The sequence below is a fragment of the Corynebacterium sp. LK2537 genome (assembly GCF_040946485.1).
GTDB lineage: Bacteria > Actinomycetota > Actinomycetes > Mycobacteriales > Mycobacteriaceae > Corynebacterium.
This window is the reverse complement of the sequence record NZ_JAYWLQ010000007.1, coordinates 105,889-122,735: the sequence shown is the minus strand read 5'-3', so window position 1 is coordinate 122,735 and position 16,847 is coordinate 105,889. Positions and strand designations below refer to the sequence as shown.

Annotated in this window: 19 protein-coding genes and 3 tRNA genes; 10 read left to right on the top strand and 12 right to left on the bottom strand. The window is 64.5% G+C overall.

The window, feature by feature from the left end; all coding sequences use genetic code 11:
- Window positions 1–68 precede the first annotated feature (68 nt).
- A complete protein-coding gene (gene crgA / locus VVS03_RS09945) occupies window positions 69–341 on the top strand; it encodes a cell division protein CrgA (RefSeq protein WP_368520625.1) in 273 nt (90 codons plus the stop codon).
- Between the two features lie 65 nt (window positions 342–406).
- Window positions 407–757, top strand: coding sequence for a hypothetical protein (locus VVS03_RS09940; RefSeq protein ID WP_368520626.1), 351 nt, complete (start codon window positions 407–409; stop codon window positions 755–757).
- 363 nt (window positions 758–1,120) lie between these two features.
- On the opposite strand, the gene VVS03_RS09935 is transcribed toward VVS03_RS09940, so the two are convergent.
- From VVS03_RS09935 to VVS03_RS09920, 4 genes are all read right to left on the bottom strand, one after another.
- Complete coding sequence (locus VVS03_RS09935; protein WP_368520627.1) at window positions 1,121–1,786, bottom strand: rhomboid family intramembrane serine protease; 666 nt, start codon at window positions 1,784–1,786, stop codon at window positions 1,121–1,123.
- Between the two features lie 134 nt (window positions 1,787–1,920).
- Window positions 1,921–2,457 (bottom strand): peptidylprolyl isomerase, encoded by a 537-nt coding sequence (locus VVS03_RS09930; protein WP_368520628.1) that lies wholly within the window; start codon window positions 2,455–2,457, stop codon window positions 1,921–1,923.
- A gap of 58 nt (window positions 2,458–2,515) precedes the next feature.
- Window positions 2,516–4,777: a 5-methyltetrahydropteroyltriglutamate--homocysteine S-methyltransferase gene (gene metE / locus VVS03_RS09925; protein ID WP_368520629.1), complete on the bottom strand. Its 2,262-nt coding sequence runs from the start codon at window positions 4,775–4,777 to the stop codon at window positions 2,516–2,518.
- Window positions 4,778–4,814: 37 nt separating this feature from the next.
- Window positions 4,815–5,753: a methylenetetrahydrofolate reductase gene (locus VVS03_RS09920; RefSeq protein WP_368520630.1), complete on the bottom strand. Its 939-nt coding sequence runs from the start codon at window positions 5,751–5,753 to the stop codon at window positions 4,815–4,817.
- A 277-nt stretch (window positions 5,754–6,030) separates the two neighbouring features.
- Here VVS03_RS09920 and VVS03_RS09915 point away from each other — a divergent pair, with 277 nt between their 5' ends.
- The 5 genes from VVS03_RS09915 to VVS03_RS09895 all read left to right on the top strand — a co-directional run bounded on the left by VVS03_RS09915 (window position 6,031) and on the right by VVS03_RS09895 (window position 9,261).
- On the top strand, window positions 6,031–6,828 hold the full coding sequence (locus tag VVS03_RS09915; protein WP_368520631.1) for a hypothetical protein: 798 nt from the start codon (window positions 6,031–6,033) through the stop codon (window positions 6,826–6,828).
- A 194-nt stretch (window positions 6,829–7,022) separates the two neighbouring features.
- Entirely contained in the window at window positions 7,023–7,226 is a 204-nt protein-coding gene (locus tag VVS03_RS09910) for a hypothetical protein (protein WP_070767849.1), read from the top strand.
- A 20-nt stretch (window positions 7,227–7,246) separates the two neighbouring features.
- Entirely contained in the window at window positions 7,247–7,777 is a 531-nt protein-coding gene (locus tag VVS03_RS09905) for a GNAT family N-acetyltransferase (protein ID WP_368520632.1), read from the top strand.
- Between the two features lie 49 nt (window positions 7,778–7,826).
- Window positions 7,827–8,696, top strand: coding sequence for a class III extradiol ring-cleavage dioxygenase (locus VVS03_RS09900; protein WP_368520633.1), 870 nt, complete (start codon window positions 7,827–7,829; stop codon window positions 8,694–8,696).
- Between the two features lie 19 nt (window positions 8,697–8,715).
- The gene (locus VVS03_RS09895; protein WP_368520634.1) at window positions 8,716–9,261 is read left to right on the top strand and encodes a DNA-3-methyladenine glycosylase; all 546 of its coding nucleotides are present in this window, start codon (window positions 8,716–8,718) and stop codon (window positions 9,259–9,261) included.
- Here the strand turns inward: VVS03_RS09895 and VVS03_RS09890 are convergent.
- The 7 genes from VVS03_RS09890 to gyrA form a co-directional block, all read right to left on the bottom strand.
- Window positions 9,258–9,740 (bottom strand): MarR family winged helix-turn-helix transcriptional regulator, encoded by a 483-nt coding sequence (locus tag VVS03_RS09890; RefSeq protein ID WP_368520635.1) that lies wholly within the window; start codon window positions 9,738–9,740, stop codon window positions 9,258–9,260. The two genes, VVS03_RS09895 and VVS03_RS09890, sit on opposite strands and share 4 nt — an antisense overlap.
- A 160-nt stretch (window positions 9,741–9,900) precedes the next feature.
- Window positions 9,901–9,973 (bottom strand) — tRNA-Ala (locus VVS03_RS09885).
- A gap of 64 nt (window positions 9,974–10,037) precedes the next feature.
- The gene (locus tag VVS03_RS09880) at window positions 10,038–10,298 is read right to left on the bottom strand and encodes a hypothetical protein (protein ID WP_368521638.1); all 261 of its coding nucleotides are present in this window, start codon (window positions 10,296–10,298) and stop codon (window positions 10,038–10,040) included.
- Between the two features lie 138 nt (window positions 10,299–10,436).
- Window positions 10,437–10,509 (bottom strand) — tRNA-Ala (locus VVS03_RS09875).
- 8 nt (window positions 10,510–10,517) lie between these two features.
- A tRNA-Ile gene (locus tag VVS03_RS09870) sits at window positions 10,518–10,594 on the bottom strand.
- A gap of 86 nt (window positions 10,595–10,680) precedes the next feature.
- Complete coding sequence (locus tag VVS03_RS09865; protein ID WP_368520637.1) at window positions 10,681–11,016, bottom strand: DUF3566 domain-containing protein; 336 nt, start codon at window positions 11,014–11,016, stop codon at window positions 10,681–10,683.
- A gap of 3 nt (window positions 11,017–11,019) precedes the next feature.
- Window positions 11,020–13,575, bottom strand: a complete 2,556-nt coding sequence (gyrA, locus tag VVS03_RS09860) for a DNA gyrase subunit A (RefSeq protein ID WP_368521637.1) — start codon at window positions 13,573–13,575, stop codon at window positions 11,020–11,022.
- Window positions 13,576–13,675: 100 nt separating this feature from the next.
- On the opposite strand from gyrA, the gene VVS03_RS09855 reads away from it, so the two are divergent.
- Genes VVS03_RS09855 through VVS03_RS09845 form a run of 3 tightly spaced genes read left to right on the top strand, consistent with a single transcriptional unit; the run spans window position 13,676 to window position 14,604 of the window.
- Window positions 13,676–13,885, top strand: coding sequence for a CopG family transcriptional regulator (locus VVS03_RS09855; RefSeq protein WP_368520639.1), 210 nt, complete (start codon window positions 13,676–13,678; stop codon window positions 13,883–13,885).
- The gene (locus VVS03_RS09850; protein WP_368521636.1) at window positions 13,882–14,151 is read left to right on the top strand and encodes a cell filamentation protein Fic; all 270 of its coding nucleotides are present in this window, start codon (window positions 13,882–13,884) and stop codon (window positions 14,149–14,151) included. The genes VVS03_RS09855 and VVS03_RS09850 overlap by 4 nt, the downstream gene beginning before the upstream one ends.
- Before the next feature lie 6 nt (window positions 14,152–14,157).
- A complete protein-coding gene (locus VVS03_RS09845; protein WP_368521635.1) occupies window positions 14,158–14,604 on the top strand; it encodes a DUF6918 family protein in 447 nt (148 codons plus the stop codon).
- 87 nt (window positions 14,605–14,691) lie between these two features.
- Here the strand turns inward: VVS03_RS09845 and gyrB are convergent, their stop codons facing one another.
- Window positions 14,692–16,764: a DNA topoisomerase (ATP-hydrolyzing) subunit B gene (gene gyrB / locus VVS03_RS09840; protein ID WP_368520642.1), complete on the bottom strand. Its 2,073-nt coding sequence runs from the start codon at window positions 16,762–16,764 to the stop codon at window positions 14,692–14,694.
- Window positions 16,765–16,847 lie beyond the last annotated feature (83 nt).

Below are 16,847 nucleotides of genomic sequence, written 5' to 3'. Positions count from 1 at the left end.
CTAGACTGTGGCGCAACACTAGCCCGGCCCGAATCCGCCCCGCCCGCACACCAAAGTTAGGAAAGAACATGCCAAAGGCCAAAATTTCGAAGAACGCCCCGATCAGCTCGACCGCCAGCTCGTCGGCGAACCGCACCCCGGTCAAGATCAACTCGGAGGGCACCTCCAAGTGGTACATCGTGCTGATGCTCGGCCTGATGCTCATCGGGCTGGCCTGGATCGTGGTCAACTACCTGGCCGGCCAGCACATCCCGCTCATGCAGGAGCTCGGCCCGTGGAACTACCTCATCGGCTTCGGCCTAGCCATCATTGGTCTCCTGATGACCATGGGATGGCGCTAAGCTTTTGCCCCGAAGGCGGCCTTTGGCCGCCTTTTTTCATGCCTTTTTCACGTAGTCTTTTGCGCATGAGCACTAACCGCGAATATCAGATGGACTACGACTGGCTGTGGGACAATCCCCCGCACAACGACGGCACCCCGGCGACGGTCCGGCTCGTCGTCACCGACGGCGAGCGCGATAGCGCCCAGGCCGCGCTGGCCGCCTTCCTGGACAGCCTGGAGCGCACCGAGGACGGCGCGTACGTCTCCGGCGGGTGGGTGGCCGCTGTCCGCTCCCAGGAGCCGCTGACCGTGGACATCACCTCCGGCGGCGAGGACGTCGCCGACGGCATCCAGGACGGCACGGAGCGCGCGTACGAGTACTTCGGCCGCGGCACGGATCTCGGCCTGCGCTGGACGCAGCTGCCCCGCCTCTGAGATTCTCCACCGCAAAGTTCTCCACAGTGTCCCCAAGTTTTCCACCGGGGCACTCACCTGCGCTTTTGTAAATTACAATAGTGTAAGCAGGGCTTTTACTGACACCGTTGGGTAAAAAGTTATCCACAGGCTGGGGATAAAAGTGTGAAAATCCGTAATTCACAGAATTTACCACAGCCTGTGGATAACTTTTTTCCCCGTTTCCACACCGGTTTAAAATTTCGAAAAATGATCGCTACGCTGGGATTTGTCATTCGAAAAACACACAAGCGTTCGGAAATTACAAAAATGTAGTTATCCACAATGTGGACAACCGGTGTGAAATCTTTTCGAACACTTGCGCGCGTGGATAACACGCCGCACCTATCCCCAAAGGCCTGCTCGCGCCACCAATAACACGAATGCCGCCGCCGTAGTCGCTGCGACACCCCAGCCGGAGACTTTGGGGTTCCGGGCCGCCACGCACAGGGCCAGCACCACGCCCACCGCGACGCCGCCCAGGTGGCCCCACAGGGACACGCCCGTGGCCAGGAAGGTGTAGGCGATGTTGACCACCACGAGCACGATGGGCGCGCGCAGATCGGTGCGCCTTTGGTAGTTCACGGCCACCAGGACCACCATGAGGGCGAAAAGAGCGCCGGAGGCACCGGCGGTCGGCTGAGTGAAGGCCATCCACACGATGCTGGCCGAGGCCCCCAGTACCGCCGCCAGGTAGACCAGGGCGTAGCGCGCCGAGCCCAGGTAGGTCTCGATCTCCCTCCCGATAAGCACCAGCAGGAACATGTTCACCGCCAGGTGGCCTAGCCCCAGGTGCATGAAGGCGCTGGTGACCGCCTGCCAGTAGTGCCCGGCGGCGAATTCGGGGCCCCAGAGGCTCCAGCTCATCGCCAGCGTGGAGTGGTAGTAGCTGTCGGTCACAGACCGGGACTGGACGGCGGTGGCCAGCCACAGAGCGCAGTTTGCGGCCACGATCCAGGCGGTGACCGGGGCGGTGCGGTAATAGGAACGCAGGTGCTGTTCGAAAGTCATGGGTAAAACGAGGGCTTTCTGTGAAACCAAGGGGCGAAAACGCGAAAGGCTAGGACGGGGAAGGCTAGGAGGAAGGAGATAGCAAAAAGCCCGCCCGGCCGGCTGATGCGGCGGGGCGGGCGGGAGCCTAAGGCTTAGGCCTCGGCGATCTCCACGGATTCGATGACCACGTCTTCCTTCGGGCGGTCCATGCGGTCGGTGTCGACCTTGGCGATCTTGGACACGACGTCCTGGGACTGGGCGTCGGTGACCTCACCGAAGATGGTGTGGTGGTTGTTCAGGTGCGGGGTGGCAGCCACGGTGATGAAGAACTGGGAACCGTTGGTGCCCGGGCCAGCGTTGGCCATGGCTAGCAGGAACGGGCGATCGAACTGCAGCTCCGGGTGGAACTCATCCTGGAACTGGTAGCCGGGGCCGCCGCGGCCGGTGCCGGTCGGGTCGCCGCCCTGGATCATGAAGTTGTCGATGATGCGGTGGAAGATGGCCCCGTCGTAGAACGGGCCGGACTGCTCGCCCTTGGCGTTCTGGGTGGCGTATTCCTTGTCACCCTTGGCCAGGCCGATGAAGTTTTCTACGGTAACCGGCGCATGGTTACCGAACAAGTCAATAACAATGTCACCCAAGTTGGTGTGCAGAGTTGCTGTAGCGGTCTTCTGAGTCATGCCCGCCATTATAGATAATGAAGCAAGGGCGCGCCGCGTGCGGCGGCACGCCCTCAGCGATCGCGGGCTAGACCACGGCGTCGCGCGCGCGGACCATGTTGCGCAGGGAGGCGGTCGTCTCCTCGTAGCCGCGGGTCTTCAGACCGCAGTCGGGGTTAATCCACAGGCGCTCCGCCGGCACGTTCTTCAGCGCCGCGCGGATGAGATCCGCCATCTCCTCTACCGACGGCACGCGCGGCGAGTGGATGTCGTAGATGCCCGGCCCGATTTCGGAGTGGAACTTCTCGTCCAGGTCCTCGAGCAGCTCCATGCGGGAGCGGGCCGCCTCAATGGAGGTGACGTCGGCATCGAGCGCCGCCACGGCGTCGATGATCTGGCCGAACTCGGAGTAGCACAGGTGGGTGTGAATCTGCGTGGTGGGCTGGGCTTCAAGCGCCACCAGGCGGAAGGCGCGCACCGCCCAGTCCAGGTACTCGGCGCGGTCCTCCGCGCGCAGCGGGAGCAGCTCGCGCAGGGCCGGCTCGTCGATCTGGATGATCCCCACCCCGGCGTCCTCCAGGTCCCGGACCTCGTCGGCCAAGGCCACGCCCAGCTGGTCCGCGGAGACCGATTGCGGGACGTCGTCGCGCACGAAGGACCAGGCCAGGATGGTCACCGGGCCGGTGAGCATCCCCTTGACGGGGCGCTCGGTCAGCGACTGCGCGTACGAGGTCCACTCCACGGTCATGGGCGCCGGGCGGGAGATGTCCCCGACGACTATCGGCGGGCGGGTGCAGCGGGAGCCGTAGGACTGCACCCAGCCGTTTTCGGTGACCACGAAGCCGTCGAGCAGCTCCGCGAAGTACTGGACCATGTCGTTGCGCTCGGCCTCGCCGTGGACCAACACGTCCAGGCCCAGTTCCTCCTGCAGGGCTACCACGCTGGCGATTTCCTGCTTGAGGGCGTCCGTGTAGGCCGCGTCGCTGAGCTCGCCGGCCTTGTGCTTCGCGCGGGCCGCCCGGATCTCCGGCGTCTGCGGGAAGGAGCCGATGGTGGTGGTGGGCAGCTTTGGCAGCTTGAGCAGTTCCTTCTGGGCGCGGTTGCGCTCGGCGAAGGCGGGCTGCCGGCTGACGGCCCCTTCCGGCAGGGCCGCGGTGCGGGCCTGCACGTCCGCGTTGTGGGTGCGGGTGGATTCGGCGCGGGTGCGCACGGCGCGGTCGGCCTTGGCAAAGGCCTGCGGGGCCGCCTCCGGCCCGGCGGCGAGTGCGACGACCTCGGCGATCTTCTCATCCGCGAAGGAGAACCAGCCGACCACGTCCACGGGCAGGTTCTTTTCGGCCTCCACGGTGTGCGGCACGTGCTGCAGGGAGACCGAGGTGGACACCGATACCCCGGGCAGGCGCTCGAACTTCTCCCGCAGGTCGTGCAGGTTGGCCGCCCAGACATTGCGCCCGTCCACCAGACCGGCGACCAGGTGGGTCTTGGCCGCCAGCTTTGCCACCCGGTCGAGGTAGCCCGGCTCCTGGACGAGCGTGCCCACGCTGAGATCCACCTGCACGGCCTCCGGGGCCAAATCCTCCAAGACGTCGAGGCTCGCGCGGGCCGCGCCGTACGGGGTGGTCAGGTAGACGTTCGGGCGGGTCTGCGTGCCCAGGATGGCGCGGTAGGCCGCGGCGAGGTGGGCGGCTAGTTCGGCGTCGCTGGCCACCGCCAGATCCGCCACCACGGCCGGTTCGGCCAGCTGGACCCATTCCACGCCTTTGACGTGCAGGGCGGCCAGCAGCTCCTGGTAGACGGCGACCAGCTCCGGCAGGCGCTCCAGGGGCTGCTTAGTCGCGCCCTCGGCCGGCTTAGACAGGGCCAGCAGCGTGACCGGGCCGACGAGGTAGGGGCGGACGGTGTGGCCGGCCTGGCGGGCCTCGTCCACCAGCTTGAGCAGGCGGTCCGGGTGGGCGCTAAAGCCCTGGTCGTCGGCGATCTCCGGGACGATGTAGTGGTAGTTGGTATCAAACCACTTGGTCATCTCCAGCGGGGCCTTGTCGGTGTTGCCGCGGGCGAGGGTGAACTCATCGTCCAGCGTCAGCCCCGGCACCGCGCCGACGGTCAGGGCGGTTTCCAGCACTTGGTCGTAATAAGCCACGTCCGCCGGGATGGCGTAGTCCTCGTTGAGGCCCAGGTCCTTCAGGCGCGCGTAGGTGTCCAGGCGCAGCGAATGGGCGGCGGATTCGAAGCTGGCCTCGTCGATGCGCCCGGCCCAGTAGGCCTCGAGGGCCTTCTTGAGCTCGCGGTTCGCACCGACGCGGGGATAGCCCTCGATGGTCGCGGCGGGGAATTTCTTCGGTGAAGTCATGGTGGTGTTCTCCTTAAGTTTTCGTTCTGATTACGGTTTAAGCGGCGGCGATGCCCACCCGGTCCAGCAGGTCCTGGGTCACGGCGGCGTTGTTGTGGGTATAGACGTGCAACCCACCCGCGCCCCCGGCCAAGACCTCGCGGGCCAGCTGGGCGGTCAGCTCCAGGCCGATCTCGTGCTCCTCGGCCGGATCCCGCGCCTGGGCCAGGCGGTTAACGACGGACGCCGGAACGGGCAGGCCGGTGAGCTCGCCCATGCGCGCCAGACGCTTGGCGCTGGTCATGGGCATGATGCCCGGGATAAGCGGGATGTTCACCCCGGCCAGGTGGGCGCGCTCGGCGAAGCGGTGGTAATCGTCCGCGTCGAAGAAGAGCTGGGTGATGGCGAAGTCGGCGCCGCAGCGCTGCTTGGTCAGCAGGACGTCGATGTCCTCGTCGGCGTTGCGGGATTCGGCGTGCCCCTGCGGGTAGCAGGCCACGCCCACGGCCAGGCGCCCGGCGGCGAAGCGGGCGGCCTGGGACTGCTCCCACTCGCGGACCAGCCGCACCAGGTCGTCGGCGTGCGGCAGGTAGCCCGCCGGCAGGCTCGTCTGCCCCGGGGCGAGGTCGCCGCGCAGGGCCAGCAGCCCGCGCACGCCGGCATCGACAAGCGTGTCGATCCAGTCGATGAGCTCCGCGCGGGTGCCGGCGGTGCAGGCCAGGTGCGCGAGCGGGCGCATCTGGGTGCGTTGGGCGATGCGCTCGATGAAGGCGGCGGTGCCGCGCAGCCACCCGGAGCGCTGGGAACTGGTGACCGCGATGTAGTCGGGGCGGTAGGAGCTCAAGACTTCGAGCAGGCCGTTGACCTTGGCGGCATCCGCGTCGTGGCGGGGCGGGATGACTTCGAAGGAGAGCGCGGTGCGCTGGGGCGCCGGCGCCGGGTAGACCTGCAGTTCGTTTTGGTCTAGTGGCGCGGAAGCGGATATCCGGGGTACCACGGCGACCTCCTCTGCTGGTAGTGGGCGTTTGCTTAGCGAGAAATGTACCAAGCTGTTCATTTTTCGCACCAGCCCTTTTCAAACGTAATACCTTTAAAACCGCACTACCTGTAGCAATTTCCGATTTTCAGGTGAATAAAACGGGGCCCGAAATGAACCAAGCGGTCTACCTCCGGCTGTGGTCTCGCCCCCTCCTATTGCCGCCCCACCCAAAAGTTAACTACGCTGGACTAGGCTGGAATAAGAACGATTAATAAACCTTTACCTAGGAGAAACCATGAATCTTGGCAGCTTGAACGTGGCCTACCGAGTCGGTTCGTCCCTGTGGAACCAGTTCGCTGAATTCCGGGACGAAAAGGCCCGCCAGGCTTACGACGCTCTGGAGGAGGCCGCGGACAAGGTGGACAACCACACCCAGGACTGGTTCCCCGAGTCCCGCAAGGAAGCCGGCCGCGTGACCCAGGCCGCCCACGCCCGCCTGGAGCGCGCCCTCGAGGACATTAAGTCCCAGGCGAACGACGCCCAGGATAAGGCCAAGGATAAGACCGAGACCGCCACCGCCAACCTGCGCAAGTCCGCCACCGAGGCCCGCAAGAAGTCCCAGAAGAAGGCCGACCAGCTGGAGCGCCGCGCCCAGGACTCCCGCAAGAAGGCCACCAAGGCCGCCAAGAAGGCCCGCAAGCAGGCCGCCAAGAAGCAGAAGAAGCAGCAGCGCTCCGCGTTCTGGCCGATCGCGGCGGTCGTGGCCGCGGTGGCCGCTATCGGCGGCGGCGTCTACTACTGGCTGCGCCGCAACGACACCCCGTCGGAGCAGCCGCCGCGCGTCGAGGAATTCGGCGGCAACGAGAAGACCGCCGGCTCCACGCTGGTCTACACCTCGACCACGGAGAAGCCGGTGTCCACCCAGGTGGAAGAAGGCGTGGTGGACCGCGACGAGGAGCTACTCGGCTCCCTGGACGCCCAGCTGGCTAACCACCAGGCAGAGACCGCTGAGCTCCCGGAAAAGGACACCGCCCGCCTGACCGACGACTCGGATAACGAGGGCAAGCACCGCCTACGTGAGGACGAGGACTAGTCCTTCCCTCACCCCGCGGCTTCCGCCACCCCCGCGAAGTGGAGTACATGGTTGTACTTACTTTCGGGGGTGGCCTCTTTATTGCATAGATCTCATTCGGACCTTCTAATTAGATTCTTTAGCGTCCCGGACAGTAATTTATGGGGAACAACGTAGTGCACTTCGATCGGTCGGGAGCAAGGAGCTTCAACTACATGAGTATTGAATCTTTGACGGTAAAGCTTACTAACGGGGAGACTTTTTATTTTACCGCGGGGCCGATAGTCGGGGATCCGTCTAACCGGGTGGAAAACCTGCGTTTCGCGATCGAGAACGACACCGTGTTCCGCTCCGTGGACGAGTCCGGGGTGGCCCGCGAATTCGCTGGACACGAGGTGGCCAACTACCACCTGGCCTAGCGCGGCCTACAATGGCGCGCATGGACTCTCAGACACAGGATGACAAGCTAAACCAGAACTCTGACCAGCTGCAGATCGAGCTGCGTGCGACCCAGGAATCGGATCGCACCTACATCGCGCGCCTGAATTTCCTGACCGACACTTTCGGGGACGAATTCGGCGAGATCTCTGAGCATTTCGATAAGGATTACGAGTACTACGTAGCGGCGTGGAACCCGAACGAGGGCGGGTTCATCGCCTGGGACGCCTGTGTCCCGGCCGGGGGTGTCTGGCTGATGTGGGGCACGGAGGAGAGCCACGGCTTCGGCCACGCCGAGGAGGGCATCCCGGAGCTCGCGCTCGCGGTGGAGGGCCGCTACAAGGGCCAAGGAATTGGCACCTCGCTCATCCAAGCCGCCACCGAGCTGGCCCGCAAACTTGGCACTCCCGGCATCTCCCTGGCGGTGGATCCGGACAACCCCCGCGCCCACCGGCTCTACCAGTACCTGGGCTTTGAGCACGAGGGCGAGCGCAACGGCCACCTGGTTCTCGTCAAACGCTTTACAGATTAAGTATTCGTGGGCTAGACTTACTTTACGCTTTAAGTAAAGGAGAGTCCCCATGCCCACCCTCGCCGAAGAATTCAACCCCGCCCGGCCGGCCGGCGCCATCTACGATCTGCGCGAACGCGCCCTCCCCGAGACCCACCTGCACCGCCGGTGGGAGCCGGCCGACGGCCCCCTTCCTGCCCTGTTCATTAGCCACGGCGCCCCGCCGGCGCTGGGCAACCACGGCTGGATGAACGACCTCTACGACTGGTCGCGCTCCCTGCCGAAGCCGCGGGCCATCGTGGTGGTCTCCGCGCACTGGGAAAACGCGCCAGTGGCCATCAACGCCACGGCGGCCGACGCCCCGCTCTTCTACGACTTCTCCGGCTTCGACCCGGAGTACTTCACCCTGCGCTACCCCACCCCGGACGCCGGCGAGCTCGCCCAGCGCGTCGCGGGCCTGCTGGGTTACCAGCCCGTCCACCAGTTCGCCGATCGCGGCTTGGACCACGGCGCCTTTATCCCGCTGATGGCCATGTACCCGGCCGGCGACGTGCCCGTCGTCCAAGTCTCCATGCCCAGCCTAAACCCGCAGGACCTGCTGGACCTGGGCGAGAAGCTGCGCCCGCTGCGCGCGGAGGGCATCCTGGTCATCGGCAGCGGCTACATGACCCACTCCTTCGCGGTCTTCCGCAACCCCGAGCTCTCCGGCCACCTCGACGCCTTCGACGAGTGGGCCGCGGCCAACATCCACTCCGGCAACGTGGACGCCCTGACCGACTACCTGCACCAGGGCCCGGGCGCGCGGATTGCCCACCCCACCGCCGACCACTACGTCCCGCTGCTGCTGGCGATGGGCGCGGCCAACGACCCCACCAGCACCCGCACGGTCTTTACCCGCAAGGGCCTGGGCAACCACATCCGCTCGATCGAGGTCTACTAGCCGCTATTAGTCTGGGGCCATGATTGATTTTTCCGCCCCCGCCGACGTGGTCGCCCCGCAGCTTCTGGGCTGTATCTTTCACTTCGGCGGCGTGGCGGTCCGGCTCACCGAGGTCGAGGCCTACCTGGGCACCGAGGACCCCGCAGCGCACACCTTTCGCGGCAAGACCCCGCGGAACGCGACCATGTTCGGCCCGCCGGGCAGGCTGTACGTCTACGCCTCCTACGGCATCCACCGCAACGGCAACATCGTCTGCGCACCGGAAGGCACCGGCCAGGGTTGCCTGCTGCGCGCCGGCGAGGTGGTCGCCGGCACAGAACTGGCCTATTCCCGCCGCGGCGAGACCGATTTCTATAACCTCGCGCGCGGTCCGGGCAACCTCGGCCAGGCCCTGGGCTTCACGCTCGCGGACAACTCCTCCCCCGTCGAGCTGGAGCCCCGCGCGGCCGAGCCCGAATGGGTGGCCGGGCCGCGGATTGGAATTTCGAAGAACCAGCAGGCGCCGTTCCGCTTCTGGATCCCGTGGGATAAAAGCGTGTCCCGCCGGCGCGGCTACCCGGCCTAGAAGCGCCCGCCGAAGCGGGGGTCTTCCTCGATGGCCTTAATAATGCGGTTGTTAACCTGCGTCATGGTGCGGATCTGGGAGCGGGTGAGCTTGTCCGCGACCACCGTCCGGGCCTGGCGGGCGTGCCCCGGGGCGCTGGCGACGACCTTGTCCCAGCCGGGATCGGTGAGCTTGGCAAAGGTGGTGCGCCCGTCGTTGGGATCCGGGAAACGCTCGACCCAGCCCTTCTTCTCCAGCCGGGTGACCACCTGGCTCAGGCGCGACAGGGAGCCGTTGGCCGTGATCGCCAGCTCCCGCATGCGCATGCGGCGCTCGGGGGCCTCCGACAGCCGCGACATCACCGTGTAATCGAAGAAACTCAGTCCCGCGTCCTCCCGCAGCTGGGCGTCGAGGACAGCAGTCAGCCGGATGTTGACGGCCATGAGGGACATGAAGGCTTCCAGCTCTTCCTCGTCGAGCCACTGCGGTTCTTCGTTCATGCACCGTATTGTAGTCGGGAAACACAACGCTTAAAAGCTGAAGCGAATATATTTGTCAGCGCCGCCACCCGAAGCGCCCCAAACAGGTGGGAGGCGAGGACAAAAATAAGGACCTGACCCCCGGAAAACAACGTTTCCGGTGCCAGGTCCTGCGCGGTAGTGGAGCTAAGGGGAATCGAACCCCTGACCTTCGCATTGCGAACGCGACGCTCTACCAACTGAGCTATAGCCCCGTTATGTCTTTAAAGCGTACTCCGGTGGGCCGGTGCCTAAAAATCGGGGCGCCCAGCTGCGGCTTTAGGCGAATTCGGGAATCGGCTTCAAGCGCATGTGGGTGACCTTGACGTCTTCGCCGTAGCCCATCTCATCGATGTGGTTGGCGGCGTCCTGGAGAGTGCGCATGACTAGTTCGCGGGCGGCGTCGTAATCGTCGAAGGTATCCAGGATCTCCAGATCCTGGTCGCTGCGCTGGGAGACCACCACATAACGGGAGCCGGCGGGCGCTTCCACCCGCAGCTTGGTCTCGGCAAACGGGTGGTTGAAATAGAACTCGGCCATAATTATTTTTCCTGCACTCTCTGCCGCGCACGGCATAAGGTTTTCATTAATCGGTGAACACCAGACTAGTACGATCCTCGGGACCGGGCAGGGAAAGAAAAAACGCCAGGCGGATTCGCCTGGCGTTTGTGGTGATTGTGGAGCATAGGAGAATCGAACTCCTGACCTCCTGCTTGCAAAGCAGGTGCTCTACCAATTGAGCTAATGCCCCATGTTCCGTGGTGGGCCTAGCTGGAATCGAACCAGCGACCTCATCGTTATCAGCGATGCGCTCTAACCGACTGAGCTATAGGCCCCTGTGTGGAACGACTATGAACTTTACATACCCCCTTCAACCTTTAGCAAATCGCCAGGTCAAAGAGGGTATTCACGGAAAGTTTACCTAGTCATCGAAGTCGCAAGTAAACCCACCGAAAAGCTCCGCGATGGCGTTGTAGATAATCGCTATCACCGGAACGAAAATGGCTACCAAGATAGCCATGATGGCGCCCACGAGGGCGCTGGCGGAAAAGACTACGCCGAAGGTGACATGAAAATCACCGCCCACGTCACCGACCAGCGCGTTGACCGAGTCCCAGATGCCGGCGGCAGCCATGCCGAAGTAGAGCAGGGTCACGGCCAGCAACCAGGCGATGAGCCCGACCAGGGCCATCGCCATGCCAACCTTGAAGGCGGAGACCGGTACGATGCGCGAAAGCGTTACTTCCCGTCGTGCCATGTATTACTCCTCGTCCTTGGCGGAATCGTTCGCCTTGAGCTGTTCGGCCTGCACGTCTTCCACGGTCTTTTCGCCCTTAGCTACTGCTTTGGCTTCTTCTTCGCCGCTTTCTTCGACGTTGCGGTCGATGGCCAAAAGCTCCACGCCGTCGGCCAGGTTGACCAGGCGCACGCCCATAGTAGCGCGCGAGGACGGGCGAATCTGGTTGACCTCGGTACGGACCACGCCGCCGGCGGAGGTGATGGCGAAGATCTCGTCTTCCTCATCCACCGAGATGGCGGCGATGAGCTTGCCGCGCTTCGGGTTGTACTTGAAGGTCATCACGCCCATGCCGCCGCGGCCCTGCGGGGTGTATTCCTCGATGGCGGTGCGCTTGCCGTAGCCGCCGGAGGTGGCCACCAGCAGGAACTCGCCGTCGTGGACGACGGACATGGACAGCAGCTGGTCGTCGCCCTTGAAGCGCATGCCCTTCACACCGGCGGTCGCGCGACCCATCGGGCGCAGCTGGTCGTCGTCGGCGGTAAAGCGAATTGCCTGGCCCTGCTCCGAGGTGAGCAGGATGTCGTCGCCTTCACCCACCAGGGACGCGCCGATCAGCGCGTCGCCCTCGTTCAGGTTGATGGCGATAAGACCGGCCGAGCGCGCCGACTCGTAGTCGGTCAGGCGGGACTTCTTAACCCGGCCCTGCTGGGTGGCCAGCACCAGGTACGGGGCGTCCTCGTAGGACTGGATTTGGATGATCTGGGCGATCTTTTCCTCTGGCTGGAACTCCAGCAGGTTGGCCACGTGCTGGCCGCGGGCGGCGCGGCCGGCCTCCGGCAGCTCGTAGGCCTTGAGGCGGTAGACCCGGCCGAAGTTGGTGAAGAACAGGATCCAGTCGTGGGTGGAGCAGATGAAGAAGTTCTTGACGATGTCGTCCTGCTTCAGCTCCGCGCCGCGCACGCCCTTGCCGCCGCGCTTCTGGGCCTTGTAGGAATCCACCTTGGTGCGCTTGGCGTAGCCGGTGCCGGTGATGGTGACCACGACGTTTTCGCGGGCGATGAGGTCTTCGTCCGTGACGTCGCCGGTCGCGGCAACGATCTGAGTGCGGCGATCGTCGCCATACTTTTCCACGATCTCGGCGAGCTCGTCGTGCACGATCTGGCGCTGGCGGGTCTCGTTGGCCAGGATGTCCTTCAGGTCGGCGATGACTTCTTCGATCTCGGCCAATTCGTCGACGATCTTCTGGCGCTCCAGGGCGGCCAGGCGGCGCAGCTGCATGGCCAGGATGGAGTCCGCCTGGACGTCGTCCACGTCCAGCAGGGACTTCAGGCCCTCGCGGGCCTCGTCCACGGTGGGACTGCGGCGGATGAGGGCGATGACCTCGTCCAGCATGTCGAGGGCCTTGACCAGGCCGCGCAGGATGTGGGCGCGCTTCTCGGCCTCGTCCAGGCGGAACTGGGTACGCCGGACGATGACCTCGATCTGGTGGGCCACGTAGTAGGACAGCATTTGATCCAGGCGCAGGGTGCGCGGCACGCCGTCGACGATGGAGAGCATGTTGGCGCCGAAGGAGGTCTGCAGCTGGGAGTGCTTGTAGAGGTTGTTGAGGACCACGCGAGCCACGGCGTCGCGCTTGAGGGTGACGACAATGCGCATGCCCACGCGGTCGGAGGACTCGTCCTCAATCTTGGAGATGCCGGCGATCTTGCCGTTGGCCACGGACTCCGCGACGTTGGAGATGAGGTTATCCGGGTTGACCTGGTAGGGCAGCTCGGTAATAACGATGGTCTGGCGGGAGCCGTGCTCCTCGATGCTGGTCACGCCGCGCATGCGGATGGAACCGCGGCCGGTGGTGTAGGCGTCCTTGATGCCGTTGTCGCCCACAATCAGGCCGGCGGTCGGGAAATCCGGGCCCTTCACGCGTTCCATGCAGGCGGCCAGGGCTTCTTCCTCGCTGGCGTTCGGGTTGTCCAGCAGCCAGTAGATGGCCTCGGCCAGCTCATTAAGGTTGTGCGGCGGGATGTTGGTGGCCATGCCGACGGCGATACCGCCGGAGCCGTTCATCAGCAGGTTCGGCACGCGGGACGGCAAAACGTCCGGCTCCGAGGTCTTACCGTCGTAGTTCGGGGAGAAGTCGACGGTGTTTTCGCGGATATCGCGGACCATCTCCATGGCCAGCGGCGTCATCTTACACTCGGTGTAACGCATGGCGGCCGGGCCGTCGTTGCCGCGGGAACCGAAGTTGCCCTGGCCGTCAACCAGCGGGTAGCGCATGTTCCAGGACTGCGCCAGGCGGACCAAGGTGTCGTAAATGGCGGAGTCGCCGTGGGGGTGGAACTGGCCCATGGTGTCAGAGACCGGGCGGGCGGACTTCACGTAGCCGCGCTCCGGGCGGTAGCCGGAGTCGAACATCGCGTAGAGGATGCGGCGGTGCACCGGCTTCAGGCCGTCGCGGACCTCCGGGAGGGCACGGCCGACGATGACGGACATGGCGTAGTCGATATAACTCGACTCCATCTCCTGGTTAATATCAATCGGAAAAATCCGATCGAAATCTTCTTTATTGTTGTCACTCATAACCACCTATTGTACTGGGACAAAGGCGCAGACGGGCATTCACGGGCCCAGAATATCCCGAAAAGGTCATATCTGGTATCACGGTGATACCATTTCGGGCATGGCCATGACCTTGCGACTATCCCCCGATCTAGACCACGCGCTGACCCTGCTGGCGTCCGCGTGGGGCACCTCCAAACACGAGGCCGTCGTCCGCGCCGTGACTTTGGCGGCCGCCCGCACGCTTAACGATGCCGCCATCCAAGACCTCGCCCGCTCGTTGCTGCCCGGCCGCGCCCAGCTGGAATCCGAAATCCGGTCCGCCCGATGAGCCCGGAACAGCTGCTGCTCGTGGCCCGCGAATACCAGCGTCTGCACCCGGCGGCTCGCGTGAGCAATTTCGCGGCACTGGCCGCGGCCTCAGCGGCCGCCCACGCCCACATCGACGGCATCGCCGTGCACGCCTCTGACCTGACCGCCGCCCGGGCCTTGCGCACCTGCCTGCGCGCCTTCCCGGCGCTGAGCACCGGCAACGAGGATTTCGCCGAACTCAGCGCGCGCGTCTTCCTGCGCGCTCGGGAGCAACCGGTAGATTGATCTTCTATGACCGCAACCAATCTCTCTCCCCTGCTCAAAGAACCCCGCCGGAACTCCACCGTCTCCGACCTGGAAAAGCTGGCGGACAAGATCATCGATAGCCAGACCGGCATAAGCGGCTTCGCCTTGAAGGCCGCCCTCAAGGCGGCCACGAAGGTCCGCCCCAACGTCTTGGCCCAGGCCATCGACCGGCTGCTGCCCGACGTGCTGGGCGAGCTGGAGGGCTACTGGCAGGAGTTTAGCGGCAGCAACTCCGACGACTTCGGCGTCTTCCTGTCCCCGCGCAGCCAGCAAGTCACCGACAGCCTGCTGGCCGTGGCCGACCAACACGCCGAGAAGGTCAACAACGCCACCCTCGCCAAGGCCTACCAGAGCCTGCGAGGCAAGGCCGCCGGCCTGCTGGAGCCCTACGTCACCGACATGGGACAGATCCTGCAGCGCAACCTGGGTTAGACGCAAAAAGACGGCAGTGGGAGTGAGTACTCCTGCTGCCGTCTCTTCTATGACCTAGCGTCTCCAGTCAAAGGCCCGGTCGCGTCTTTAGACGTCGAGGAAACGGACGTCCTTGGCGCGGCGGGTGATAAACGAACGGCGGGCCGAAACGTCGTCGCCCATGAGGATGGAGAACAGCTCGTCGGCGCGCTGGGCGTCTTCCAGATCCACGCGGCGCAGGATGCGGGTCGTCGGATCCAGGGTGGTCTCCCACAGCTCCTTGGCGTTCATCTCGCCCAGGCCCTTGTAGCGCTGGATGCCGTCGTCCTTGTTGATCTTGCGGCCGGCGTTCAGGCCCTCCTGAAGCTGCTCGTCGCGCTCGTCGTCGGAGAAGGCGTAACCCGGGGTGCCCTTGGACCACTTCAGCTTGTAGAGCGGCGGGTTAGCCAGGTAGACGTGGCCTTCCTCAACCAGCTGCGGCATGAAGCGGAACAGCAGGGTCAGCAGCAGCGTGGCGATGTGCTGGCCGTCGACGTCGGCGTCGGCCATCAGCACGATCTTGTGGTACCGCAGCTTGGAGATATCGAATTCCTCGTGGATACCCGTGCCCAGCGCGGTGATGATGGCCTGGACCTCGGCGTTTTTGAGCACCTTGTCCATGCGGGCCTTCTCCACGTTCAGGATCTTGCCGCGCAGCGGCAGGATCGCCTGGTAGAGGGAATCACGGCCGGCCTTAGCGGAACCACCTGCGGAGTCGCCCTCCACGATGTAGAGCTCCGAAATCTTCGGGTCCTTGGAACGGCAATCCGCCAGCTTGCCGGGCAGGCCGCCTAGGTCGGTGGCGGACTTGCGGCGGACCATCTCGCGGGCCTTGCGGGCGGCCTGGCGCGCGTGGGCCGAGGAGACGGCCTTGTTGATGATGGCCTTGGCCTCCGCCGGGTTGGCGTCGAACCAGTCGTTGACGTGCTCGTTGACCGCGCGCTGCACGAAGCCCTTGATCTCGGAGTTACCCAGCTTGGTCTTGGTCTGGCCCTCGAACTGCGGGTCGCCGACCTTGACGGAGATGACCGCGGCCAGGCCCTCACGGCAGTCTTCGCCGGAGAGGTTGCCGTCCTTTTCCTTGAGCAGCTTGTGCTCCTTGGCGTAACGGTTCATCAGGGAGGTCAGCGCCGCGCGGAAGCCCTCCTCGTGAGTACCGCCCTCGTAGGTGTTAATCGTGTTCGCGAAGGTGTGGACGGACTCCTTGTAGCCCTGGTTCCACTGCAGCGCGACCTCGACCTCGTGATCCTCACCCATGGCGTCGAAGCTGACGATGGTCGGGTGGATCGCAGTCTTGGTCTTGTTGAGGAACTTCACGTAGTCCACCAGCCCCTCGGGGTAGTAGAACGTGGCCTTCTTCTGCAGCTTCTTCTTCGGCTTGTCCTCCGCCTGCTCCTCGGCGGATTCCGGGTCGGCCGGATCCTCGTTGATGTCGGCGTCGTCGAAGGAGGCGGCATCCAGCTGCGACTCCCCGGACTCGGCCTCGGCGATGGCCTCGAGCTCGAGCTGCTCCTGGGTCACGCGCTCGTCCACCAGCTCGATGGTCAGGCCCTTGTTCAGGAAGGCCATCTCCTGCAGGCGACGCGCGATCGTGTCGTAGTCGTAGTCGGTGGTTTCGAAGATCTCCGGATCCGCCCAGAAGCGGACGGTGGTGCCGGTCCCGCGGGCGTTGCCGCCCTCGACCAGGTCCTCCGGGATGGCGTTGACGAAGTTCTGGTACCAGTGCTTCCCGTCGCGCTTGATCTCCGCCTCCACGCGTGTGGACAGCGCGTTGACCACGGAGATACCCACGCCGTGCAGGCCGCCGGAAACCGCGTAGGAATCCGAGTCGAACTTGCCGCCCGCGTGCAGCTGGGTCATGACCACCTGCACGGTGGGCGCGCCGGAAGCGTGCATGGAAACCGGGATACCGCGGCCATCATCGATGACCTCCACCCCGCCGTCCTTGAGCAGGCGCACGGTTACCTTGGTGGCGTAACCTGCCATCGCCTCATCGACCGAGTTGTCCACGACCTCCCAGATCAGGTGGTGCAGGCCGCGTATGCCGGTGGAACCGATGTACATGCCCGGGCGTTTGCGAACTGCCTCGAGACCTTCCAGGATCGTAATTGATCCGGCATCATATGCTGGTTGTTCAGCCACGGAACTACGTTCTCCTTTTGGCTATAGCTAGTTTTAAGACCTTCATCATTCTACACTGTGGTCCCCTACCGAAGGCCAGCTAC